Raw genomic sequence first — 24,192 nt, forward strand, 5'->3', positions numbered from 1 at the left:
TTTTGATAACAGCAACTTATAAAAAATACATTCTCAACTTTAAAAACCCGAGTGGAACTTCTCGCGGAATTTTAAGAACTAAAGAAACTTGGTTTATTGTTTTAGAAGAAAATGGTAAAAAAGGAATAGGAGAAACCGGTTTATTTAGAGGTTTAAGTATTGATGATGTGGTTAATTATGAAGAAAAACTAATTTGGGTTTGTAATAATATCAATTTAGGTTTAGAGTTTTTACTAAAAGAACTCTTAGAGTTTCCGTCTATTCAATTTGGGGTAGAGCAAGCTTTTTTGTCCTTAAAAAGTGTAGATAAATTTGAGTTATTTCCATCTGAATTTACCAAAGGAACAGCAGGAATTGCAATCAATGGTTTGGTCTGGATGGGAGATAAAGAGTTTATGAAAAAACAAATTCAAGAAAAGTTAAAAACTGGTTTTTCTTGTATAAAAATGAAAATTGGCGCAATCAATTTTGATACAGAAATAGCATTATTAAAATCGATTCGAAAAGAATTCTCGTCTACAGAAATTGAATTAAGAGTAGATGCAAATGGTGCATTTAAACCAGAAGATGCACTAGAAAAGTTAAAAATACTTTCAGAATTAGAGATTCATTCCATTGAGCAACCTATAAAACAAGGGCAATTACAAGAAATGGCTTTTTTGTGTAAAAACACGCCATTGCCTATTGCATTAGATGAAGAGCTGATAGGCGTCTTTTCTTCCGAAGAAAAAAAGAGACTAATAGAGATGGTGAAACCACAATTTATAATTTTAAAACCAAGTTTGGTTGGTGGATTCTCTGGAAGTAAAGAATGGATTGATTTAGCTGAAAGTAATAGTGTAAAATGGTGGATTACTTCTGCTTTAGAGAGTAATATTGGTTTAAATGCTATTGCGCAGTTTACGCACAGTTTAAAAAAAAAATTACCGCAAGGTCTTGGAACCGGAGGCTTATTTACTAATAATTTCGAAAGTCCGTTAGAAGTTAAAAACGGAACATTACACTATAACAATTCCAAAAACTGGAATTTCAATTTATAATTAAAAATTGTCTTCTCGAACTCAGTAAAGAGGTTAAACTATAAAACATGAATTACATTCAGCAAGCGTACAAAGGAAAGAATGAATGGTACCATTGGGTGCTAACAATTGTATTAGTATTTTTCGGTTGGCAGGTTTTAGGTGTTTTGCCTTTAGTTATGGCAGCAGCAGCAAAATCTGAAAATCTTGCTCAATTCACAAAATTTGCAGAAGATAGTTTTATGACTGCTGGAATAGATAAGAATTTTTTCCTTTTTCTTATGATTTTCACTTTTTTTATGGGATTAATTTTTCTGTTCATTGGTGTAAAATATATTCATAAAAGAAGTATCACCTCTTTGGTAACAAGTAGAGATAAAGTTGATTGGAAACGTTTTTTTTATGGTTTTTTTGTCTGGGGAATTTTGGCTGTAGTGATGTCTTATGCGAGTATATTATTAGCCCCAGAAAATTTTACTTGGAATTTTAATGCAACTCCATTTTTCATTTTGGTAGCTATTTCATTTTTATTTTTACCGTTTCAAACAAGCTTAGAAGAATTGCTCTTTAGAGGTTATTTTATGCAAGGAATAGGAATTTTAGCAAAAAACAGATGGGTTCCTTTAATTATAACTTCTGTAGTTTTTGGTTTATTACATGGCGCAAATCCTGAAGTTGCAAAATTGGGGCAAATAACTATGGTTTTCTACATTGGTACAGGTTTGTTTTATGGAATAGTAACTTTAATGGATGAAGGAACAGAGATTGCTATGGGGTTGCATGCAATTAATAACATAACTGCTGCATTTTTTATAACTACAGATTGGACCGTTTTTCAAACAGATGCTTTGTATATAGACACATCAGAACCTTCTGTAACTTGGGAAATGTTTTTACCTGTGTTTATTTTATACCCTTTAATGTTATTTTTGTTCTCTAAAAAATACGGTTGGTCAAATTGGAAAGAAAAACTAACTGGTAAAATTATTGAGCCGGTTAACTTGAAAGAAAACTATAGAATTATAGATGAATATTAATTTTCATAAAGATTTTAAATTAAACGAAGTTTCATTTGCTACGGTTGATGAATTATTAGTGTATACAGCTAATTTTTCGGAGGATGTTCAACATTTCTTAGGAGACTGGTTCTCAGAAAAAGAGTTTGTTGTTGTGCAAACTTCAGGTTCTACAGGAATACCAAAACTAATAAAATTACAAAAAAAGCAGATGCAAAACTCTGCTATAGCAACAGGAAACTATTTCAATTTAAAAGAAAAGACAACTGCTTTTTTGTGTTTGCCGGTGGAGTATATTGCTGGTAAAATGATGCTTGTGAGGGCAATTACTTTAGGTTGGCATTTAGATATTGTAGCTCCAACTTCTAGCCCGTTAAAAGAGAACTCAACAGCGTATGATTTTTCTGCAATGGTGCCGTTACAAGTAGAAAACTCATTAGAAAAACTACATCAAATTAAAAAACTGATTGTTGGTGGAGGTGTTGTTTCAAACAATCTTCAAGAAAAATTACAACCTATTTCTACCGAAGTTTTTGCTACTTATGGTATGACAGAAACCATAACTCATATTGCTATTAAAAAACTAAACCATTTTACGTCTTTGAGAGGTGAATTGATGAAGCAATGTTTACCTAAAGAATTCTATCAAACCTTACCAGGCGTAATAATCTATAAAGATGAAAGAAATTGTTTGGTGATTGATGCTCAAAAAGTATCCCAAGAAATCATATTTACAAATGATGTTGTAAATTTAATTTCTGATACGCAATTTGAATGGTTAGGTAGATTCGATAATGTAATAAATTCTGGAGGAATTAAATTACACCCAGAAAAAATAGAAGAAAAATTATCTAGAATTATTGAGCAACGCTTCTTTGTAGTTGGTATTCCTGATGAAAAGTTAGGGAAGAAGTTAATTTTGGTTATTGAATTGGATAGCTTTAAAATTTCCAAGTTTGAACGCTTATTGGCTGTTGAGCTTAATAATTTAGTAGGACTTTCTAAATTTGAGGTTCCTAAGAAAATTTATTTTATAGACGCATTTATTGAAACGGAGACAAAAAAAATCCAACGTAAAAAAACGCTGGACTTAATTAAATTTTAATCTAAGTTTAGTAAATACTCTCTTAAATCTTCGTGTTCACTTAAATTCAATTTCTTCTTAATTCGATACCTACCTGTTTGTACAGATCTTGGGTCTATTAGTAATATTCTTGCAATTTCTTTTGTTTGCATGTGTAGTTTTATAAACATACAATGTCTTAACTCTGTGTCGGAAATAGTAGGATGTTTTTCAATTAACTTATCATAAAAATTATTATGTACTGCGTTAAAGTGTTCTTTTAGAGTATTCCAATCTTCATTCCTCTCTAAAACATAATCTATTTGGTTTATAACTCCTTTGACAACCGATTTTTCTTCTGTTTTAATTCCTTTTAAATCTGCTTTAATTTCTTTAAAATATTGCTTGTTGTGCAGCAGGTTTGTAGTTAAGGTTATCATTTCCTTATCCTTAGATAAAATTATAGAGTTTAATGTTGCTATTTTTTGATTTTTTTCTTTATTTCTTTTCTTAGTACTATCAATTATAAAATAATAACCAAATAATGCAAGGATAAGAAATACACTAATTAAAAAAACAAGAACTTTTAAATTGTAATTTGTGTTTTCTAAGCTTTCTTTTTGAAGGACTATTTTATCATACTCAAATTTAGAATTTAAATCTCTTATTTTATGTTCTAACTCTTTGTTCTTCTTATTCTTATTTTTTAGCACAAAAGATAAAACTTCAGGATTATTATGTCCAATTAATTCTAAACTAAAAATGCAATCGCTAGAGAACTCGTTGGCTTGATGAATTGATACACTTATGATATTTTCTCCATTTTTAAAAATTGTATTATCAAAAAAGTGTTGATTAAATACATGCTCTGCTTCTTTCTTTATCGTTTTTAAAGCAATAGTTGTATTACTAATAGTAGAATTGGGCATGTTGTCTCTAAAAAGCTCTTTTCCGTTAATGTACACTACAGCACCGTCATCTCTTTGAATTTTTAATTCATAAGCAAGATATTTATTATCTATGAATATTTTTTTCTTAAAATACTTAGTAATTTCTTTTTTTTCTTTGTTATTTCCAAAAGAAAGGTTTGTTTTGTTTTTTTTATCTCCATAGCCTAAAGGCGATTTTCCTATCTTCCAGTTGGAGAATTTTTCAAGAGATATCCAATCATTTTCTAGGTAACCATTGTCATAATAATGCCAAAAATCTTCGTTTTTAATTAGAGTGTCTTGTGAGAATAGCATGTTAACTTGCAAAAGAATAAGTATTGAAGCTACGCCTTTTATTAGCTGTAATATTTTCATTTATAAGTTAATAAGTATTTGTGTAGTGTAAATGTAGTAGTTTTATTATAATTTTAATAATTATGTAGTAGTTTAGTTGAAATAATATTTTTAAAGAAATTTAAAACAATGGTATCTTTGACCATATTAAGAAGAAGCTTTGTGGTAATAAAATTGGGGGATTGAACTTATTACATTGAAGATTCAAAAAAAAAGTCGTGATTCAATTATCACGACTTTTTTGTTGCTGAATTATATGTAAAAGTATGTATTACATAACCATAGAATGATATACATTTTGCACATCATCATCTTCTTCTAATTTTTCTAAAAGCTTTTCTACATCTGCTTGTTGGTCTTCAGAAAGCTTAGTAGTTGTTGTTGGTATTCTTTCAAAACCAGAAGATAAAATTTCTACATTATTTCCTTCAAAGAAAGATTGAATGGCACCAAATTGCTCAAAAGGAGCATAAATGATAATTCCTTCCTCATCATCAAAAACCTCTTCAACTTCAAAATCTATTAATTCTAATTCTAATTCTTCAAGATCTGTAGTAATATCTTCTTTTTTAATAGTGAAGGTACAAACATGATCAAACATAAAAATAACAGAGCCAGAAGTACCTAAATTTCCGTCACACTTATTAAAAGCAGACCTAACATTAGCAACAGTTCGATTATTATTGTCTGTAGCTGTTTCTAAAACAAGTGCTATACCATGAGGTGCATATCCTTCAAATAAGACCTCTTTGTAATCGGCAGTATCTTTATCAGTTGCTTTTTTAATGGCGCGCTCTACGTTTTCTTTAGGCATGTTTGCAGCTTTTGCATTCTGCATAACTGCTCTTAACCTAGAGTTTGCATCAGGATTTGGACCACCTTCTTTAATAGCCATTACAATATCCTTACCAATTCTGGTAAAAGTTTTAGCCATTGCCGACCAGCGTTTCATTTTGCGTCCTTTTCTAAGTTCGAATGCTCTACCCATTTCTATTCTTCGTTTTATTTATCCTTACAAATGTAAAAATTTGAAAGTTGTTTCACAATTTTTTTGAAACTTGATTTGTGAACTAAATATACCTATTACTAGGTATTGTTTCATAGATTTTAGATTTATAATTTTGAAAATAACTTAAAACCGAACGTATCATGAAAAAAATTACTTTTTTAATTCTTACATTTTTAACTATTTCTTTGTTTGCGCAAACGAAATTAACCTCATCACTATCAGAGTCGATGAGTAATAATACTTGGGTCAATAGTTCTAAGCAAGTTTATAGTTATGATATAAATGGAAACCTAGCAACTGAATTATATGATTATTGGGATCAATCAAATTCAGTTTGGATAAAGCAAGATCGGTATAGTTATGTATACAGTTCTGGTAATAAACTATCAATAGAGATTGAAGAGAATTGGGATTCAAGTACTAATAGTTATAAAAATGGTGATAAGAGTGAGTACTCTTACAATAATAATGGTAGGGTAGTTGAAAGTATTTCTTATGAATGGAAAAATGCTGCATGGGAAAAGTCTTATAAATTTTCCCTTACTTACAATGCTAGCAATAATATAGATGGAGGTTATGGTTACAATTGGAATGGAGGTACATGGGTTTTAGAAGATAAATCTTTAATAACTTACAATGCTAATAATAAGATTTCTAAAGTTACAGTAGAAGATTGGAACGGAACAGCTTATGTGAAATCGGATATTAGAGATTTTAGCTATGATGCAAGTAATAAATTATTAATAGATTTAACCAAAATATGGAATGGTACCATGTATGTTGATGAAGAAAAAACTGAATATACGTACGATGTAAACGGAAATGTTACAAACGAGAAAAACTCTTATATAGAAAATGGTTCTTGGGTTGTAGGAAGTAATGAGTCTGTAACTTTTGACACTTCTAAGTTAATGTCTTCTTTTACACATCCATTTATAGATAGAACTGGTTTAGATCATTTGTTTACGGGGAATCCTTATGTAAATAAAATTTTAACATCTAGTTATACAAATAGTGAGAGAACTACATACTATTATGGAGGAGCAACTGCAAGTATAGATAATTTCTCTTTATTAAATTTTGCTGTATATCCAAATCCTACAACTTCAATATTAAAAATTGACGATACAGGTTTTGATTTAAAAAATATTGAAGTCTTTAATATTATTGGGAAAAAAGTGTTGACTTCAACTACAAGCGAATTGAGTTTAGGTAAACTAGTAAATGGAATTTACATGCTTAAAATTCAAGATAAAAATGGGGCTTTTGCTATTAAGAAAGTTGTAAAGAATTAAATTCCCCAATTTTAGAAGTATTTCTGAGATTTTTGCTCAGAAATACTTTTTTATTTTAATAATTGATATGATTGTTTTGCAATTTCAATTTCTTCATTAGTTGGTATTACTAATATTTTTACATTTGAAGTTAAAGATTGAATTTCTCTAGTGTTTTTCGATCTTATTTCATTTTTATTGATATTTAGTTCAATGCCTAAAAACTCTAAATTTTCACAAGCCATTTTTCTTGTTAAAACTGAATTTTCTCCAATTCCTGCGGTGAAAACAATAGCATCCAAACCATTTAAAATAGCTGTATAAGAACCAATAAATTTTCGAATTCTATGGCTCGCTAATTTCAATGCGTTTATACATTTTTCGTCACCATTAACCGCATTTTCTTCAATTTCTCTTAAATCAGAAAAACCTGTTAAACCTTTCATTCCAGATTCTTTCTGAAGTAAATTATTAACCTCATCTGCAGATTGGTTTAGTTTTTTCATAAGAAAGAAAATAACAGATTGATCAATGTCGCCAGCTCTAGTTCCCATAATTAAACCATTAGTAGGCGAAAAACCCATAGAAGTTTCTATGCATTTACCATTTTCAATTGCAGCCATACTGCAACCGTTTCCTAAATGAATGGTAATAATTTTTGATGATTCTTTACCTAAATAAGCAATCGCCTTTTCTGAAACATATTTATGGCTAGTACCATGAAAACCATAAGCTCTAATTTTATGTTCTTCTAAATATGAATTTGGAATTGCATATTGATAGGCTTCTTTTGGCATTGTTTGATGAAAAGCAGTATCGAAAATTGCAATTTGTTTTGCTGATGTAAAAATAGTTTCTGCAATTTCTATTCCTGTTAAATTTGCAGGATTATGAAGTGGAGCTAGATCAAATAAATTACGAATATTTTCTTTTACTTCTTTATTTACAATAACTGTTTTACTGAATTTACTTCCACCATGAACTACTCTGTGTCCAACTGCTTCAATTTCATCCACAGAACTAATAACCCCTATTTCTGCATTTAATAATGTTTTTGCTATTTTTTGTAAACCAACCTCATGATTTAAAATTGGTAGAATTTCAGAGTATTCTTTAGTGCCTTTTTCATGTGTAAAAATGGCGTCTTCCATTCCTATTCTTTCTACCAAGCCAACACATTTTACGGTTTCACTTGGCATTTCAATTACTTGATATTTCAAGGAAGAAGAACCTGCATTTAGAACTAAAATATTCATAATTATTCTTGATTTGCTTGAATTACAGTTAATAAAATGGTGTTAAAAATATCATCTACCGTACAACCTCTACTTAAGTCGTTTACAGGTTTATTTAAACCTTGTAACATTGGTCCTATTGCCAAGGCACCAGTTTCACGCTGAATTGCTTTGTACGTGTTATTTCCTGTGTTTAAGTCAGGAAATATTAATACCGAAGCTTGACCAGCAACTTCAGAGTTTGGCATTTTTGTTTTCGCTACAGACATGTCTACTGCAGCATCATATTGTATAGGTCCTTCAATTTTTAAGTCTGGTTTTTTTGCTTTAGCTAACTCAGTAGCTCTTCTAACCTTTTCTACTTCTTCTCCTTTTCCAGAACTTCCAGAAGAATAAGACAACATCGCAACTTTTGCTTCAATACCAAAAGCTTCCGCAGATGCTGCAGAAGAAATGGCTATTTCAGAAAGTTGTTCAGCATTCGGGTTTGGGTTTACGGCACAATCTCCCATTACAGAAACTCTGTCTGATAAACACATGAAAAATACCGAAGAAACTACGGAAACACCAGGTTTCGTTTTTATCAATTGTAACGCTGGTTTTATGGTATGCATTGTTGTGTGTACAGCTCCTGAAACCATACCGTCTGCTAAACCGTTTAAAATCATTAAAGTACCATAATAAGAAACATCTTTTGCTAAATCTGCAGCAGTTGTTTCTGTCATTCCCTTATGTTTTCTAGCTTCAAAAAGTGTCGTTGCAAAGTCTTTATTATAGATTGAGTCTTCAGGATTTAAAATGTTTAAAGCATCTAAATCTATTTGTAATCCAATTTGATCACACTTTAATTGTATCGTATTCCGATCACCTAACAATGTTAAGTCTACAATGTTTAGTAACTGTAGACGTGCTGCCGCTTTAAGAATTCGTTCATCATCTCCTTCTGGTAACACGATATGTTTTTTCTGAATCCTTGCTTTTTGCAATAAGTTATATTGAAACATGCTTGGTGTTAACCTATTAGAATGGTGTGATGTTAGAATATTCGTTAAGCCTTCTGCATTTACATATTTGTCAAAAGTGTCTAATGATAATAATATTTTTTTATTATTGGTTGCATATATTTTAGATTTTATAGCTCCAATTTTATTTGAAATTCCGAATGTACCACCATCAACCAAAATAATAGGAACAGTAGACTGCACACCTTCAATTAATTTTAAAATAGATTCTTCAGGAATTAAGGTTCCTGTTAAAATAATACCAGCAATTTTTGGATAATTTTTAGAAGCATTTGCTTGTAATGCGCCTAAAATAATATCAGCTCTGTCTCCTGGAGTAATTACTAGTGCATTTTCTTTAATTCTGGTTAAATAATTACGAAGTTGCATAGCGCCAGTACTAAAACTTCCAATGGCATTGTCTAGAAATTGTTCTCCGAATAAAACTCTTCCATTTAAAGCTTTTACAACTTCTTTTACTGTTGGAAATGCAAGAAAATCTATTTTAGGGATAATGTCTATTTGTAGTTTTTTTGGAAAACTTTTTAGTAGTTCTTCACGAATATAATCAACCTCATTTGCTTCGATTTTATTAGCAATGATACCGATAACATCTACTTCTTTATTGATGAAAGAATTGTAAGAAAGTTGCATTGTATTTATAAAATCTTTCTTTTTCTTTCCGTTTCCAGAGCCTACAATTAAAGCAGGAATATTTAAATTTTTAGCAATCATTAGATTTACATCTAACTCTGTAAAGCCACCTTCACCAGAAAAATCGGTTCCTTCTACTAAAACATAATCGTAATTTGCTTCTAGTTTTTTGTATTTTTTTATAATGTTATGAATTACTTCGTCTTCTTTCCCTTCACTTAAAAGTTCTACAACTTCACCTTGTTTGTATGCGAAACAATCTTTATAGTCGGTATCTAAATTGAAGAAATTAATAGCCGTATTTGTATGTTCATCATGACTTTCATCGTCTGTTTCATTAATAATAGGTCTAAAATAACCTACTTTGGCAGACTTGGTTAGCATCATTCTTAACAAACCTAATGATATTAAAGATTTACCGCTATCAGATTCTACGGTGGTGACATATATAGCTTTACTCATGTTTTAGTGTATTGTTGTGCAAAAATAGGGCATAAAAAAATGACTAATTGTGATATTAGTCATTTATTATTTATAAAAAGATAAGTGTTGTTTTTTAAACCTGTAAAACGCCCATATTAAATTGCTTTTCAATAGGAGCGTGGTTTGCTGCTTCAATACCCATAGAAATCCAAGTTCTGGTATCTAACGGGTTAATAACTGCATCTGTCCAAATTCTAGCAGCTGCATAATAAGGCGAAATTTGCTCGTCATAACGCGATTTTATCTTATCGAATAATTCAGCTTCTTTTTCAGGAGTAATTTCTTCGCCACGTTTTTTAAGTGAAGCTGTTTCAATTTGTAATAAAACTTTAGCAGCAGAATTACCACTCATTACTGCTAATTCAGCAGAAGGCCACGCAACAATTAATCTTGGGTCGTATGCTTTACCGCACATTGCATAATTTCCTGCTCCGTAAGAATTTCCAATAACAATTGTAAATTTAGGTACTACAGAGTTACTAACGGCATTTACCATTTTTGCACCATCTTTTATAATTCCTCCATGTTCAGATTTAGAACCTACCATAAAGCCAGTAACATCTTGTAAGAAAACTAAAGGTATTTTTTTCTGATTACAATTCGCAATAAAACGAGTCGCTTTATCTGCGGAATCATTATAGATTACCCCACCAAACTGCATTTCACCTTTTTTTGTTTTCACTAACTTTCTTTGATTGGCAACAATACCAACTGCCCAACCATCAATTCTAGCATATCCCGTAATAATGGTTTTTCCGTAACCTTCTTTGTATTGTTCAAATTCAGAATTATCTACCAAGCGCTTTATGATTTCTAACATATCATATTGTGCATTTCTTTCTTTTGGTAAGATTCCGAAAATATCATCTTCATTTTCTTTTGGTGGAAAAGACTCGGTTTTACTAAAACCAGCTTTGTCATAATCACCAATTTTATCAACAATAAATTTTATTTTATCAAGTGCATCTTTATCATCTTTAGCCTTGTAGTCTATTACACCAGAAATCTCACAGTGCGTAGTTGCACCACCTAAGGTTTCATTGTCTATAGATTCTCCAATAGCAGCTTTTACTAAGTAACTTCCGGCAAGAAAAATACTTGCAGTTTTGTCTACAATAATCGCTTCGTCGCTCATAATTGGTAAATAAGCGCCACCAGCAACACAACTTCCCATAACAGCAGAAATTTGTGTAATTCCCATACTACTCATTATTGCGTTGTTTCTAAAAATACGTCCGAAATGTTCTTTATCAGGAAAAATTTCATCTTGCATTGGTAAGTAAACACCAGCAGAATCTACAAGATAAATAATAGGTAATTTATTTTCTATGGATATTTCTTGAGCACGTAAATTCTTTTTTCCGGTAATAGGAAACCAGGCACCAGCTTTTACAGTAGCGTCATTGGCAACAACAATACATTGCTTTCCTTTGATGTATCCGATTTTTACAACAACACCACCAGAAGGGCAGCCGCCGTGTTCTGCATACATGTTTTCACCAGCAAAAGCACCAATTTCTATAGATTTTGCTTTCGGGTCTAGTAAGTAATCAATTCTTTCACGAGCAGTCATTTTACCTTTCTCGTGATGTTTATCAATTCTTTTCTGACCACCACCTAATTTTACTTTTACAAAACGTTTGCGTAAATCTGAGGCTAATAGTTTATTATAATCTTCGTTTTTATTGAAGTTTAAATCCATAAAAGTGTTTGTTTTTTTTCAGTTGCTAAAATAAGAAATTTTAATGGTAAGAGTTTATAATTTTTTCTACTGTATTTGCAATTTCTTTATATTTTTCTTTCTTTTCTAACCTTAATGGAGCTGCAACTCTTTCCTTGCAGTTTTTAATAGCGCATGTTTCACAGGTAACGCCCACTAGTTTTTTTGTAAATGTATTTTCGTTAAAGAAATTAAGTTTCTTTTTTAAGTGCGGTGATAATAGTAATCCTATGCTAACACTTCTATTTATGTCTTTTTTAAAAGGGTCTGTTGTTGCAGAAGATAAAACTAAATATTCATTTTTTTGGTTTACGTAAGATGATATTTGCGCTCCGAAAGTTGGTCTTTTTTTAGAAGAATTTTCTAAATCTTGAATTGTTTTAATAGAGATCCAGCGCCTGCAATAGTGTTCATTATTTCTGTTGGCGTGTGGTGCTTGTTGTTGTGTAATATGTAGTTCTTTATTTAATCGGTACTCTAAGTGATTTTCTTTGTGTGTAAAACGTAAAAAAAACAAATTTTTTATGTTGAAGTATTTTGGTAAAATATTTGTTAATCGTTGATAAAATGTTTCCTGAGAGCAATTGTAATAACTAATTATCTTGTGTAACTCTAAAGGTTTCCATTCTTCTAAAGAGAAAAAATCAGTTAATTTCTCTGTAAGCGATTTTCTAGGGATAATTAAAGCGCCAGCAAAATAAGAGGCAATAAAATTATTTAAAACTTGATCGAAATTTTCAAACTTTATCCATGGAAAAGTAAATAAACGGTCTTTAATACCTAAGAAATTATAAGCTAATTCTTTGGCGTAAATAAACGTTTTTTGTGCTTCAGAGATGTTGTTGTCTATTAGTAGGGTTTTATTTTTTGGAATATAAATAGTTCTCAATTCACCAAGATTGTCATGTTTTGATAGCTCTTGGTCATCAATTTTGTACCCAAACTCTTCAGTTAAAATTTCTTCTAAATCGCTAGGTGTTATTCTTTTTGATAAATCTAAATGATATAATTTAGCAAACTTTTCAACATTATTTTCAATATCTTCAAAGTAATTGCTATGTGCTTCTTGGTAAGAACGTAATGAAGCTAAAAAAAAGCTTTCTCTAGTAAGGTTGTAGTTCTGTGCAATTTTAATAATTGTGCTAATAAATGCATTTACTTTGGCTGGTGCATTTGCTACAATGTCAATTAAATTATTTTCTTTGATGCCGAAGAGTTCTAACGGAATCTCTTTTAAAATTTTAGATTGAAGAATTTCGCCAATAGGCGCTAAGTTTTTATCTAGTTTTAAAGAAACCAAATGATCGTAAGGAACATCTAACTTTTCTGAAAGAATAAGAATTTTATCTGTTTTCGGATATTTCTTGCCTTTTTCTATTTCGTTTAAATAAGATTTAGATAAGCCAGATAATTTTGCCAATCCAAAAAGTGAAAGCTTTCTCTCTGTTCTTATTTGCTTCAATTTTAAACCGAAAATTAAGCGAATGTATTCGTCTTCTATCATCATAAATCAAATGTAAGTATAATTAGCGAACTAAGAAAAATAAAGTTTTTTTCATATTTAGCGAACGTTCGCTTGTGGAGTTCGAGTATTATTTCTATTATTGCAGTATAGAAATTAAAATACTCTAATTATGCAGGAAAATATTATTACGAAAGAAATTGATTTTGAAGGGTTTAATGTTGAAGGTTATCAAGGTGTTTTAACAAAAGAAGCGAAGGTTTTTTTATTAGAGTTGCATGGTAAATTCAATGAGAGAAGATTAAGATTACTTGCAGATAGAGAGATTGAGCAAGCATATTTCGATGCAGGGAATTCACCCTCTTTTCCGGAAGAGACAAAAAATATTAGAGAATCTGATTGGGTTTGTGCAGAGTTGCCAGACGATTTATTAGACAGGAGAGTAGAAATTACAGGTCCGGTTGATCGTAAAATGGTGATTAATGCGTTGAATTCTGGTGCCAAGACTTTTATGGCAGATTTTGAAGATAGTAATTCGCCAATTATCGAAAATAATTTGAATGGTCAAATTAACTTACGAGATGCAATTAATAAAACGATTTCATTTTATAATGAGAAAAAAGATAAAACATATTCATTAAATGAAGAGACTGCAACGTTATTGGTGCGTCCTAGAGGTTTGCACTTAAATGAAAAACACTTTTTAGTAGATGGAGAGGAAATGTCGGGTTCTTTGGTAGATTTCGGACTCTACTTTTTTCATAATATTAGAACATTACAAGAGCAAGGTTCTGCAACGTATTTTTATTTACCAAAATTAGAGCATTACCTAGAGGCGCGTTTTTGGAATGATGTTTTTGTGTTTGCGCAAGACTATTTATCAATTCCACAGAAAACAATAAAAGCGACTGTTTTAGTTGAAACAATTACGGCTAGTTTTCAGTTAGATGAAATTATTTATGAATTAAGAAACCATATGGCGGGTTTAAATTGTGGTCGTTGGGATTACATTTTTTCTTACATCAAAAAGTTTAGAAATCATACTGGTTTTATGGTTCCGAATAGAGATCAAGTAACGATGAATTCTCCTTTTATGAAAGCATATTCTTTATTGGTTATTCAAAAATGTCACAAAAGAAATGTACATGCAATGGGAGGAATGGCAGCTCAAATTCCGATTAAAAATGATGAGGAGGCGAATGCCGTTGCTTTTGCAAAAGTATTTGCAGATAAGGAACAAGAAGTAAAGAACGGACATGACGGGACTTGGGTTGCGCATCCAGGATTGGTTTCTGTAGCAATGAATGTTTTTAATGAAAATATGAAAACTAAAAACCAAATTCATGTTGCTAGAAATGATGTACATGTTTCTGAATTAGATTTGGTTGAAATGCCAAAAGGAACTATTACAGAAGACGGAATTAGAAAAAATATTAATGTAGGTATTTTGTATATCGAAAGTTGGTTGCGTGGAAATGGAGCGGCGGCAATATATAATTTAATGGAAGATGCTGCAACGGCAGAAATATCTAGAACACAAGTTTGGCTTTGGTTGCATAATAGTGTTCAAATTGTAGGTGGTAGAAATTTTAATTTGGCGATGTATCAGTTGTTAAAAAGAGAAGAATTAATAAAAATTAAAAATTTAGTTGGTGAAAGTAATTTTACAAACGGAAAATTTAAACTAGCAATTGAGTTGTTTGATGAATTGGTTTTGTCAAAAGAATACAAAGAATTCTTAACGCTTTCTGCTTATAAATATATATAAAAAGTGTCTCGCAACTACGGCAATAGATTGCGAGACGTAATTATCAAAATCGAAAAAACCTTAATAATTAAAGATCAAAATTATGAAAAATTTATCACAAAGCAATTATAGTTCAGCATTAGAAATGGTAAGAAATTTAAAATCAAAATATGGTACTTCTTGGGATGCTATAAATTCTGAAAGTGCAGCAAGAATGGTTACTCAAAATCGTTTTAGAACAGGTTTAGATATTGCTAAATATACTGCTGCAATTATGAGGAAAGATATGGCTGAATATGATACAGATTCTTCAAATTACACGCAATCTTTAGGTTGCTGGCACGGTTTTGTTGCACAACAAAAAATGATTGCTGTAAAAAAGCATCATAAAACGACTAATAAAAGTTACTTGTATTTATCTGGTTGGATGGTTGCTGCTTTGCGTTCAGAATTTGGACCCTTACCAGATCAGTCAATGCACGAAAAAACTGCTGTTCCTAGTCTTATTGCAGAAATTTATGATTTCCTTCGTCAAGCAGATGCAATTGAATTAAATGATTTATTCAAAAGAAAAGAAAACGGAGAAGATGTACAAGATGAAATAGATAATTTCGAAACGCATATTGTTCCTATTATTGCAGATATTGATGCTGGTTTTGGTAATGAAGAAGCAACCTATTTATTAACTAAAAAAATGATTGAAGCAGGTGCTTGTGCCATTCAGATTGAAAATCAGGTTTCTGATGCAAAACAATGTGGTCATCAAGATGGAAAAGTAACAGTGCCGCATGAAGATTTTGTAGCGAAGTTAAATGCAATTAGATATGCATTTTTAGAATTAGGTGTAGATGATGGAATAATTGTAGCAAGAACAGATTCTGAAGGTGCTGGTTTAACACAGAAATTACCGGTTAGTCAAGAAGAAGGAGATTTAGCTTCACAATATTTAGCTTTTGTTGAAGCGGAAGAAATTGCGATTCAGGATGCAAAAGAAGATGATGTTTTGTTAAAAAGGGATGGTAAGTTAGTGCGTCCGGTAAGATTGGCGAACGGGTTGTATAAATTTAAAGAGGGTTCTAATATCGATAGAGTTGTTTTAGATTGTGTAACCAGTCTACAAAATGGGGCAGATTTATTATGGATTGAAACGCCTACGCCTAATGTAAAACAAATTGCACACATGGTAAATAGAGTAAAAGAAGTTGTGCCAAATGCTAAATTGGTGTACAATAATTCGCCATCTTTTAACTGGACGTTGAATTTCCGTAATCAAGTGTTTGAAGAGATGCTTGCGGAAGGAGAAAATATGACAGGATATGATAGAAATAATTTAATGGATGCTCAATATGATAGTTCTGAATTATGTCATCGTGCCGATCAAAAAATTAAAACTTTTCAAATTGATGGAGCAAGAGAGGCAGGTATTTTTCACCATTTAATTACGCTTCCAACGTATCATACAACTGCACTGCACATGAACGATTTAACAGAAGGTTATTTTGGAGAAGAAGGGATGTTAGCGTATGTAAAAGGAGTTCAAAGACAAGAGATTAGAAAAGGAGTTTCTTGTGTGAGGCATCAAAGAATGGCAGGTTCAGATTTAGGGGACGATCATAAAACTTTCTTTGCAGGGGATAAGGCGTTAAAAGCAGGTGGAGAACATAATACTTCTAATCAGTTTGAGGTTAAAAAAAATGAGCCAAATAAAGAGCTTGTTTCAGGTAGGTGATCTTGTTTCAGTATTAAGTGCATTAGAATGCGGACTATTCGCATTGGGGCATCCTATAGCATTGGGGAGAGGATTGCAAGCTTTTCAGAATGAACTTTTAAAAATAAATTAGACCTCTACGTTTAAAAAAGGTCAAAAAGCACGAATAAATACAAGATTGCAGTCAATAATATAAAATGATCAAGTTAGTTGTTATTTGGAAACCTCTTTGAGAAATCGAAGAGGTTTTTTGTTGTTACAAATAGAAAAAAATAAAAAATATGTAACAAAAAAGAATTCTAAGCTACATATAATTAAAGTAAATGTTCTTTTTTTTGAAAAAAATAACGAAATTGCTGTACTTAAAAAATTGTTCAACTTAAAAACGAAATACAATATGTCTGATGATTTTGATTTATTAGAAACGAATTCAACCAAAAAAACAGAAAAAGTAGATGTAAACTGGGGGAAAGCCATCGATACGATGAAATCCAAGCTATCACAAGAAGAAGATCCAGAAAAGCGTCAGAAAATATTAAACGCAACATTAGATGATGTTGTAGATATGGCAAAAGAAGATAGAACTTCTTTGTTAGATGCTATTAAAGATTTAACAGATTATCAAGATGAGGTTGGTATTAAATTCGAGGGGTTTTCAGCATTAAACCCTGCAGAGCAAAAAGTAATTGATGATGCTCAAAAAGCATTAGAAAGAGCAAGAATAGAATTAGAAGACGCACAAAATAAAGAAGATACTTGGTGGAATAACCTTTGGGGGAGAAAGTCTAAAATTAAAAAAGAAGAAATAGAATTTGCAGCTGCAGAAAAGACTAGAGCAGGCGCAGATAATAAAGCAAAGGCATTATTTCAGCAACGTATAGAAAGTGCAGATATTCAAACTTTATTAGGTGAACTTTCTTTTAAGTCTCAAGCAGCGGTTACCCGTTTAAAAAACAGAGAAGTAGAAATTAAAGAAGTAGAAGAAAAGCTGAAAACAGCTATTGTAGAAGCTTCTAAGAATCATACAAAAGCATTAGAGAAAAAGAAAGAAGTAGAAGATAAGTTAGAAGAACAGTATGCATTGTTAAAGCAAGCACGTCAAGAATTAGACGAAATTGCAGACAAACAATCTACAGCATATTCAGAAGCTATTGGTAAAGTAACAACTTTAGAGCAAAAAGTAGAAGAATTAGAAGGGCTTAAAAATGCCTACACAACTTTAGCTGCAAGTAAAGACAGTTTTGTGCACAAGCACAATTTAACGATTAAAGTACTAACTTCTTTACGTTCTAATTTACAGACTCATAGAGCAAAATTAAAATCTGATACCGAAGAAAGATTAAAGTATTATGATGGTTATATAGTTGCGTTAAAGGCAAGAACAGATCAAGAGTTTGCGGCGATTTTAGAACATTTAGGTGTAAAAACAGATGAGCATATTGGAGAAACTTTAGCATCTATGCATTCAGCAAGTGCAAGAGCACGTCAAGATATGATGAATAATATTCCTGTTCATGAAAAAGTAATGACAGGTGTTTATAGCACATATGCAGAGGCTTTACATGAAATTAGAGAGAAAGATCAAGATATTCAAAAGAATTTCGCAGACCGTTACGGCATAGATATGAAAGAGATTTTCGAAGACTATTACAAAGCAGATGTAAATGCACTAAAAGGAGATGATTCAGAACCTTCTGAGACTCCAAAAACAGTATCTTCTAATGACGATTTATTAGGTTAAAATAATTAGGGCGTTACCTTCTTTTTTGAAAAACAAAAAGAAGGTCAGGCTTTTCATTGTATCTTTTTCTGAAAAAGAAAAAGGATGCCATTTCAATCCTTAACGCAGTCATATTTGCTAAATAAATTCAATTTTAAAAGAGTTAAAAGATTATCAACTAAAAAATGATTACAACACCTTTAGATTCTGCACTTTTAGACTCAAAAGAACAATACATTTTTTATCATAAAATGGTAGATTTTGTATTGAAAGAATTAATTGTAAGCGTCCAACAAGAAAAATTATGTACTCAACAAGAGTTGCTTATTTTTAAGCAATACTCAGATTTACTTTTATATTCTATCGAAGCCATGCGTATTAAATATATGTATGACGAAGAAGATAATATGAAAGTCGATTTAACAGATTCTGGGTTTCCAAATTATTTAGAATTTAGATTTTTGTACAACGATTTAGAGTTGAGAAATGAATACATAGATAAACTAACAAATGTAGAAGCTTTAAAAGCAGAATTTTTAGAGACCCTTTTAAGAAAAAAGGAACCAATTAGAAGATTAGATTTATTTAAAGCTGCTTCTATTGTTTATTACACTTCCGTAGATAAAAAATATATTTTTAACAGGTTTGTACAGGGTAAGATTTTAGAAGCTCCAAAAGATGCTAATTATCAATACTTAACAAGTTGGAGTTTTTATGACGTAAGTCACAACAGACCTTTTATTTGTTATATGTATTTTGATTATGAAGGTAAAAATGCGTTGAAAGACAGAGATAAAATCTATCAAGCTTTAAAAGAAAGTGCAGATAGAGAAATGTCTTTAGATACTATGGCGTATAATATTGATCGTAAATTACCAGATATTCAACCAAAACATATTAAAAGAATAGATTTAGGACCGTTTCATAATGTGTTTGCAAAAGACGAAAATGAAATTACGCATGCTATTTTAGGCGGAATTGCAAGAAAAGAAATTCCTTTAGAAAGTTATGCTTTATCATTGAAAATTGATGAAGTCTTTTCTGGAGACACCTTTTCTGAAGGTGGTTTCTTCTCAAAGCAAACCATGCAAAAGTGGAGTGATGTAATTCAGCAAAAATATGTTTTAGCACCGCATCGAATTATTCAATTATTGCACAATAGTGCGCCAGAGGTTTTACATAAATTGGCAAAACCGCCGATTGAGTTAGCGAGTTTAAAAATTGATGTGAAATAGAATTTAAGAATAAAGATAAGACCTCACAGGTTTTTAAAACCTGTGAGGTCTGAAAAATAAAATTTAGAAATAGAAAAAATAACAGCAGTATAAGAAAAGTAGCGTGAACTGCCAACTGAATACTGCCAACTGAAAAACTGCGAACTGAAATGCAACACAACTCAACTTTTCCAATAAAACAAAATGAATTAGATATGCTTCGAGATGAAGCTTCTGGTTATTTAAAAAGTATTCAATGGGAACAAAGTAATAGAGCAAAAAATAAGGATAAAGACGCAAAAGACAGTTCAATTTTATTGTATTTGTCTAGAGCAAATAGTGGAAGTAATGTTGAAATCACTTCGATTTCTAAAACCATTTTAGCTTTAAAAAAGAGATTGTTGCCAAATTCTATTGCAATTCCTGTGTATTTGAATCAGACTTTATACGCAGTACAAGAAGGAATTACCTTAGGAATCTGGATTAAAGATAGTTATTACGATGCTTCAGGATTATCTTCTTTAAATGAACGTAAATCTGCTTTAGATTCAAATGGAAAAAGAGCGTTTGAAAGTAAAATGCATACAGCAACTGCATTTCAGTTATTTGCAACATCATATAAAATTTTACACGACTTAAAACCACGTGCTTCAGACGATTTGTCTGTAATGAAGCAAAAATTTGCTGGTATTCCTGAAGTTTCATTTTTATCGCCGTTAAAAGGAATTGCGTGTTCTTTATTTTATTTTGATAAATATTTAGGACATCCAGATATTGTAAAATCAGACAAAGATGTTATTGATTTTACAGTGGTTTATTATGAAGCATTAATTGATGAAATTCAACTTCGAAAAAGCAGTTTAGAATACACAGAAACTATTGTAGATAGAACTTATAAATTAGAAAATTCAGATTTTGCTGTTTCAGGTTGGGAGAATGTTTTTGCAGGAACCGCAAAAAGTATAGCATTTAATAAAATTAAGTTCGAACAAATTGTAGGGAATAAAGACGCAAAACATTTTGCACGTAGATTAACAGAAAGAATGTTGAGTTACGATTTTGAAGCCAAGAAAAATCCGTTTCAAGAATTAGGCGGATTTATGCCAGTTTTTATGGGTTATGGAATTCCAGGAACAGGAAAAAGTATGCTAATTGCGGCAATTGCAACACGTTTAAAAGAGCATGCAGACAATTTAGAAATTCCGTTTTTATTTCATCCAATGCCAGACACGTTAATTTCTACTTTTCAAGGAGGATCTGCAGAAAAAATGGTAGCATGGATGAAGCCAATGCAAGACCCAACAAAATTAATTTTTGCACCAATTGACGATGCAGAAAATAATTTACAAGAAAGAACGGCACAAGGTGTTTCTGCTGGTGTAAAAGAAGTAATTGGTGTTTTCTTACGCTATACAGAAGGTGCTTATGCTGTAAATTATGGGAATTCTTCAATAGGATTATTTACCAATTTACCAGAAATGTTAGATAAAGCGGTAATCTCTAGAGTACAAGGAAGATTTAAAATTGATGGAGCAAGAACAGAAAATGACTTTTTAGACCAAGATTATATTTGGTGGAAGAAGTTTGAAAAAACAATTCCAGATTTTGTGAACATGCAAAATCCTGCTAATTATAAGTTTTTAAAAGACCAAGGATTGGCTAAAAATATGGGAGATATTTTAAACTCTGTAGCAAAACCATCCGAAGAAAGGGTTTTACAAGCGTATGACAAAGCAGAAAAACTACATAAAACAAATCATCATTCATTCTTTGCGAGCTTGTATCAAGAAATTCAGCAAATATTTCCGTTCTTTTCATCAAGAGATGTTCGCAACATTCAGTCTGCAATTTCATTGCGATTAACAGATTTCGATTTAGAACAAGATTGGTTCGAAAACCCAGAAACGTATTTCAAAAAAGACTATCAAACGAAGTTTAATATGTTGCAAGAATTAATGAAAAGCAATATGAAAGGTTTAGATTTTTCCGAAATTAGAAGACAAGAAGTGGTACGTTATTTAGATAATGTTGCCACTATTGCAGATACAGATTTTAAGAGAAAAGTAGATGCAAGAGTGAATCAATTAAACATCGATTTAGAAGCTAGAAAAACATTTGATAATGAATAAAAATCGAATAAAAGATATTGAAAAAACGCTATTGTCTGATAACTATTACACACTAAATAAATTCAAATTTAAGTATCAAATGTCTAACGAGAGTTGGGTAAGCCAGATGCGAGAAGTGTATGAACGTGGTCATGGAGCAGGGATTTTGTTATACAATACCACGAAAAAAACGGTGATTTTAATCAAGCAATTTAGAATGCCTACTTTTTTACATGATAATGAAGATGGGTTTTTAATTGAAATTCCAGCAGGCTTGTTAGACACAGATAATCCTGAACAATGTATAATTAGAGAAACAGAAGAAGAGGTTGGTATTCGTTTAAAATCGGTTAAGAAAATTTATGAAGGCTATTCTTCTCCAGGAGTTTTAACAGAGAAAATGCACTTTTTTATTGGCGAATACACAGACGATATGAAAGTAAGTGAAGGTGGAGGTTTAGAAAGTGAAACAGAAGATATAGAAGTTTTAGAAGTTCCGTTTACAGAAGCTGTAAGAATGCTAAACGAAGGCGAAATAGTAGATACAAGAACCATTGTTTTGTTGCAATATGCACAGATTCATAAACTGTTAGATTAAAATGCAAAAACTAATAAAAGCCAACTTATATAGAAGTGAGTCCATTTCTATTAATGGGAAATTGGTAGAACGTTATAATAAATGTTTAGTAAAACTTGGTTTTACCAAAACGAAGTTAACCTCATTTTCTATAGATGGTGTTGGTTGGAGTCCGGAAATTGCAGAAGAAAAAAACGAATTATTTTATTTAAATAATGGGGAAGCAAACACACACGCAATTATAATAACTCCGTTACAAAAAGGAGTACCAGTTTACAATCCGTTTCATTCTTTCGATGCAGAATTAATGAAAGCTGTTTTTAAAAAACATGGCGATTTTATTAATGATATTACAAGAGATGCTGCTGTTTGTTTAGATTTCGATCAGAAAATAGACGTCTTTTATGAACCTTTAGATGTTTTAAAATACAAAGATATTGTTATTAAGTTCCATTTGATTAATGATTTAAACAAAGCCAAAGCTGAGCAGTTAAAATTGATTGAAGAATTTAATAGAGATCAAAACTTTATAGATGAAGGTATTCATCAAAAAATATTAGCATCTGCTAAGAAATACGGAGACTTAAGGAAACGAAATCTTCATTTAGAAGAAATTAGTTTCACTACAGATTCATTCTACACCAAAGCTTTTGGAGGTATTTTTGTTTTGAGAGATTTCGTAAAACCTATTCTAATTTTCGAAAATGAAAAAACGTACAAAGAGGCTATAAATGATACCATTCATGATGTGTTAATGTATCATATCTCTCATCAAGAATTAATAGAAAAATTAATCAGTTACAATATTATTGAAGCAGATTTAGAGGAGGAAGTTTCTAAAAAGAGGTATCATAGAATTCAGAAATATACCATGTCTTCTTATTTAAAAGAGATAATACATCCAATAAAAGATATTTTACAAGACCCTATTTTGTTTAAAAGTTATTTAAATAAAATAGATATAAAAGCCCGTAAAAAAGTGATGGGTTTAGAATTGTTTTTAGATAAAAAACAGATTTCAAAATCATTAAAAGCAAAAAATGTTATAGATGAAGAGTTGTTTGTTGCTTTGCACAAGCCACATTCGTCTTTAAAACCAAATCACCAAGATTTAATTTGGTATTTGTTAGTAAATGTTGCGCCTAAAGATATTTTATTTCTCTATTGGTATGATAAAGAACAATTTTACAATGTTTTTAAGACGTTAGAAGATTCCACACAAGATTGGGTTATTGAAACAATTTGTAACAATTTTTAGAAAAAATAGACTAATTTTATAACATCAAATCCAGAAAATTATGACACTAGAACTTATCATATTTATCGCATCAATTTTATTCGGAGTAATTTTATATTGGAGAGAATCTAGAACTAATAAGGTCTATCGATTTTTTAATAAATTAATGAATTCGAAAGAGTTACAAATGAAAGTAACAGATAAGAAAGGGTTTTTTTATGAACAGAATTTTCTTTTAAGATTGGTTTTTATCGTCTCTTTTTTCTTACTAGTTATTTTAGTTACGCGTTTTTTAATCCCAATTGATGTAGCAACAATTTCACTTTTTGCTTCTATGATTTTTGGTACTCTAATAGGAACTTATTTAGCAGGTTTCATTTTTACATCAACCAAGATTATAGACGAACATTCAGATTCTCTAGAGGATAAGTTTAAGGATGTTTTAGAGAAAGGAAAAGATTTTGTTGAAGATTTTAAAAACGAAGAACCCGTTGCGATTGAAAAAGCACAAAAAGAAATTGAGAAATCTAAGGTTGAAGGAAAAAGTGCCAGAGAACGCTTAAAAGAAAAAGGACTTTTATAAGTTTCGTGATTTCGAAGGAGAGAGACGAGGTAATCCTTAAAAAAAAGACTATATATAAACAGATTGCTTAAGCTTTTTT

18 protein-coding genes are annotated in these 24,192 nt (G+C 30.9%); 12 read left to right on the top strand and 6 right to left on the bottom strand.

Annotated elements, in window-relative coordinates; all coding sequences use genetic code 11:
- Nucleotides 1-2: 2 nt before the first annotated feature.
- Genes CW731_RS15140 through CW731_RS15150 form a run of 3 tightly spaced genes read left to right on the top strand, consistent with a single transcriptional unit; the run spans nucleotide 3 to nucleotide 3,140 of the window.
- Complete coding sequence (locus tag CW731_RS15140; protein WP_100947511.1) at nucleotides 3-1,040, top strand: o-succinylbenzoate synthase; 1,038 nt, start codon at nucleotides 3-5, stop codon at nucleotides 1,038-1,040.
- Between the two features lie 47 nt (nucleotides 1,041-1,087).
- Nucleotides 1,088-2,056: a CPBP family intramembrane glutamic endopeptidase gene (locus CW731_RS15145; protein WP_100947512.1), complete on the top strand. Its 969-nt coding sequence runs from the start codon at nucleotides 1,088-1,090 to the stop codon at nucleotides 2,054-2,056.
- Nucleotides 2,046-3,140 (top strand): AMP-binding protein, encoded by a 1,095-nt coding sequence (locus CW731_RS15150; protein WP_100947513.1) that lies wholly within the window; start codon nucleotides 2,046-2,048, stop codon nucleotides 3,138-3,140. Before CW731_RS15145 ends, CW731_RS15150 begins: the two co-directional genes overlap by 11 nt.
- Here the strand turns inward: CW731_RS15150 and CW731_RS15155 are convergent.
- Both CW731_RS15155 and CW731_RS15160 read right to left on the bottom strand, forming a co-directional pair.
- Nucleotides 3,137-4,402, bottom strand: coding sequence for a hypothetical protein (locus tag CW731_RS15155; protein WP_100947514.1), 1,266 nt, complete (start codon nucleotides 4,400-4,402; stop codon nucleotides 3,137-3,139). The two genes, CW731_RS15150 and CW731_RS15155, sit on opposite strands and share 4 nt — an antisense overlap.
- Before the next feature lie 250 nt (nucleotides 4,403-4,652).
- Entirely contained in the window at nucleotides 4,653-5,369 is a 717-nt protein-coding gene (locus tag CW731_RS15160) for a YebC/PmpR family DNA-binding transcriptional regulator (protein WP_100947515.1), read from the bottom strand.
- Nucleotides 5,370-5,530: 161 nt separating this feature from the next.
- Between CW731_RS15160 and CW731_RS15165 the strand changes: the two genes are divergently transcribed.
- Entirely contained in the window at nucleotides 5,531-6,685 is a 1,155-nt protein-coding gene (locus tag CW731_RS15165; protein WP_100947516.1) for a T9SS type A sorting domain-containing protein, read from the top strand.
- 50 nt (nucleotides 6,686-6,735) lie between these two features.
- On the opposite strand, the gene CW731_RS15170 is transcribed toward CW731_RS15165, so the two are convergent.
- The 4 genes from CW731_RS15170 to CW731_RS15185 all read right to left on the bottom strand — a co-directional run bounded on the left by CW731_RS15170 (nucleotide 6,736) and on the right by CW731_RS15185 (nucleotide 13,264).
- A complete protein-coding gene (locus CW731_RS15170) occupies nucleotides 6,736-7,920 on the bottom strand; it encodes an acetate/propionate family kinase (protein WP_100947517.1) in 1,185 nt (394 codons plus the stop codon).
- A gap of 2 nt (nucleotides 7,921-7,922) precedes the next feature.
- A complete protein-coding gene (pta, locus tag CW731_RS15175; RefSeq protein WP_100947518.1) occupies nucleotides 7,923-10,016 on the bottom strand; it encodes a phosphate acetyltransferase in 2,094 nt (697 codons plus the stop codon).
- 94 nt (nucleotides 10,017-10,110) lie between these two features.
- Entirely contained in the window at nucleotides 10,111-11,739 is a 1,629-nt protein-coding gene (locus CW731_RS15180) for an acyl-CoA carboxylase subunit beta (protein WP_100947519.1), read from the bottom strand.
- 40 nt (nucleotides 11,740-11,779) lie between these two features.
- Nucleotides 11,780-13,264 (bottom strand): helix-turn-helix domain-containing protein, encoded by a 1,485-nt coding sequence (locus tag CW731_RS15185; protein ID WP_100947520.1) that lies wholly within the window; start codon nucleotides 13,262-13,264, stop codon nucleotides 11,780-11,782.
- 127 nt (nucleotides 13,265-13,391) lie between these two features.
- Here CW731_RS15185 and aceB point away from each other — a divergent pair, with 127 nt between their 5' ends.
- From aceB to CW731_RS15225, 8 genes are all read left to right on the top strand, one after another.
- Nucleotides 13,392-14,987, top strand: a complete 1,596-nt coding sequence (gene aceB, locus CW731_RS15190; protein ID WP_100947521.1) for a malate synthase A — start codon at nucleotides 13,392-13,394, stop codon at nucleotides 14,985-14,987.
- Nucleotides 14,988-15,069: 82 nt separating this feature from the next.
- A complete protein-coding gene (locus CW731_RS15195; RefSeq protein ID WP_100947522.1) occupies nucleotides 15,070-16,695 on the top strand; it encodes an isocitrate lyase in 1,626 nt (541 codons plus the stop codon).
- A gap of 376 nt (nucleotides 16,696-17,071) precedes the next feature.
- Nucleotides 17,072-18,415 carry a microtubule-binding protein gene (locus tag CW731_RS15200; RefSeq protein WP_100947737.1) on the top strand — a complete coding sequence of 448 codons (1,344 nt, stop codon included), beginning with the start codon at nucleotides 17,072-17,074 and terminating at the stop codon, nucleotides 18,413-18,415.
- A gap of 164 nt (nucleotides 18,416-18,579) precedes the next feature.
- Nucleotides 18,580-19,629, top strand: coding sequence for a hypothetical protein (locus CW731_RS15205; RefSeq protein ID WP_100947523.1), 1,050 nt, complete (start codon nucleotides 18,580-18,582; stop codon nucleotides 19,627-19,629).
- A 149-nt stretch (nucleotides 19,630-19,778) separates the two neighbouring features.
- Nucleotides 19,779-21,737, top strand: coding sequence for an AAA family ATPase (locus CW731_RS15210; RefSeq protein WP_100947524.1), 1,959 nt, complete (start codon nucleotides 19,779-19,781; stop codon nucleotides 21,735-21,737).
- The gene (locus CW731_RS15215) at nucleotides 21,730-22,314 is read left to right on the top strand and encodes an NUDIX domain-containing protein (RefSeq protein ID WP_100947525.1); all 585 of its coding nucleotides are present in this window, start codon (nucleotides 21,730-21,732) and stop codon (nucleotides 22,312-22,314) included. Before CW731_RS15210 ends, CW731_RS15215 begins: the two co-directional genes overlap by 8 nt.
- Nucleotide 22,315: 1 nt before the next feature.
- Nucleotides 22,316-23,551, top strand: coding sequence for a DUF6638 family protein (locus CW731_RS15220; RefSeq protein ID WP_100947526.1), 1,236 nt, complete (start codon nucleotides 22,316-22,318; stop codon nucleotides 23,549-23,551).
- Between the two features lie 40 nt (nucleotides 23,552-23,591).
- On the top strand, nucleotides 23,592-24,113 hold the full coding sequence (locus CW731_RS15225; RefSeq protein WP_100947527.1) for a hypothetical protein: 522 nt from the start codon (nucleotides 23,592-23,594) through the stop codon (nucleotides 24,111-24,113).
- Nucleotides 24,114-24,192: the final 79 nt, after the last annotated feature.

It is taken from the genome of Polaribacter sp. ALD11 (genome assembly GCF_002831685.1).
Lineage (GTDB): Bacteria > Bacteroidota > Bacteroidia > Flavobacteriales > Flavobacteriaceae > Polaribacter.

Bases quoted from the DNA above. Each gene is read 5' to 3' on its own strand.
- CW731_RS15145 (WP_100947512.1), top strand. From the start codon at position 1,088: ATGAATTACATTCAGCAAGCGTACAAAGGAAAGAATGAATGGTACCAT.
- CW731_RS15150 (WP_100947513.1), top strand. From the start codon at position 2,046: ATGAATATTAATTTTCATAAAGATTTTAAATTAAACGAAGTTTCATTT.
- CW731_RS15155 (WP_100947514.1), bottom strand. From the start codon at position 4,402: ATGAAAATATTACAGCTAATAAAAGGCGTAGCTTCAATACTTATTCTT.
- CW731_RS15160 (WP_100947515.1), bottom strand. From the start codon at position 5,369: ATGGGTAGAGCATTCGAACTTAGAAAAGGACGCAAAATGAAACGCTGG.
- CW731_RS15165 (WP_100947516.1), top strand. From the start codon at position 5,531: ATGAAAAAAATTACTTTTTTAATTCTTACATTTTTAACTATTTCTTTG.
- CW731_RS15170 (WP_100947517.1), bottom strand. From the start codon at position 7,920: ATGAATATTTTAGTTCTAAATGCAGGTTCTTCTTCCTTGAAATATCAA.
- pta (WP_100947518.1), bottom strand. From the start codon at position 10,016: ATGAGTAAAGCTATATATGTCACCACCGTAGAATCTGATAGCGGTAAA.
- CW731_RS15180 (WP_100947519.1), bottom strand. From the start codon at position 11,739: ATGGATTTAAACTTCAATAAAAACGAAGATTATAATAAACTATTAGCC.
- CW731_RS15185 (WP_100947520.1), bottom strand. From the start codon at position 13,264: ATGATGATAGAAGACGAATACATTCGCTTAATTTTCGGTTTAAAATTG.
- aceB (WP_100947521.1), top strand. From the start codon at position 13,392: ATGCAGGAAAATATTATTACGAAAGAAATTGATTTTGAAGGGTTTAAT.
- CW731_RS15195 (WP_100947522.1), top strand. From the start codon at position 15,070: ATGAAAAATTTATCACAAAGCAATTATAGTTCAGCATTAGAAATGGTA.
- CW731_RS15200 (WP_100947737.1), top strand. From the start codon at position 17,072: ATGTCTGATGATTTTGATTTATTAGAAACGAATTCAACCAAAAAAACA.
- CW731_RS15205 (WP_100947523.1), top strand. From the start codon at position 18,580: ATGATTACAACACCTTTAGATTCTGCACTTTTAGACTCAAAAGAACAA.
- CW731_RS15210 (WP_100947524.1), top strand. From the start codon at position 19,779: ATGCAACACAACTCAACTTTTCCAATAAAACAAAATGAATTAGATATG.
- CW731_RS15215 (WP_100947525.1), top strand. From the start codon at position 21,730: ATGAATAAAAATCGAATAAAAGATATTGAAAAAACGCTATTGTCTGAT.
- CW731_RS15220 (WP_100947526.1), top strand. From the start codon at position 22,316: ATGCAAAAACTAATAAAAGCCAACTTATATAGAAGTGAGTCCATTTCT.
- CW731_RS15225 (WP_100947527.1), top strand. From the start codon at position 23,592: ATGACACTAGAACTTATCATATTTATCGCATCAATTTTATTCGGAGTA.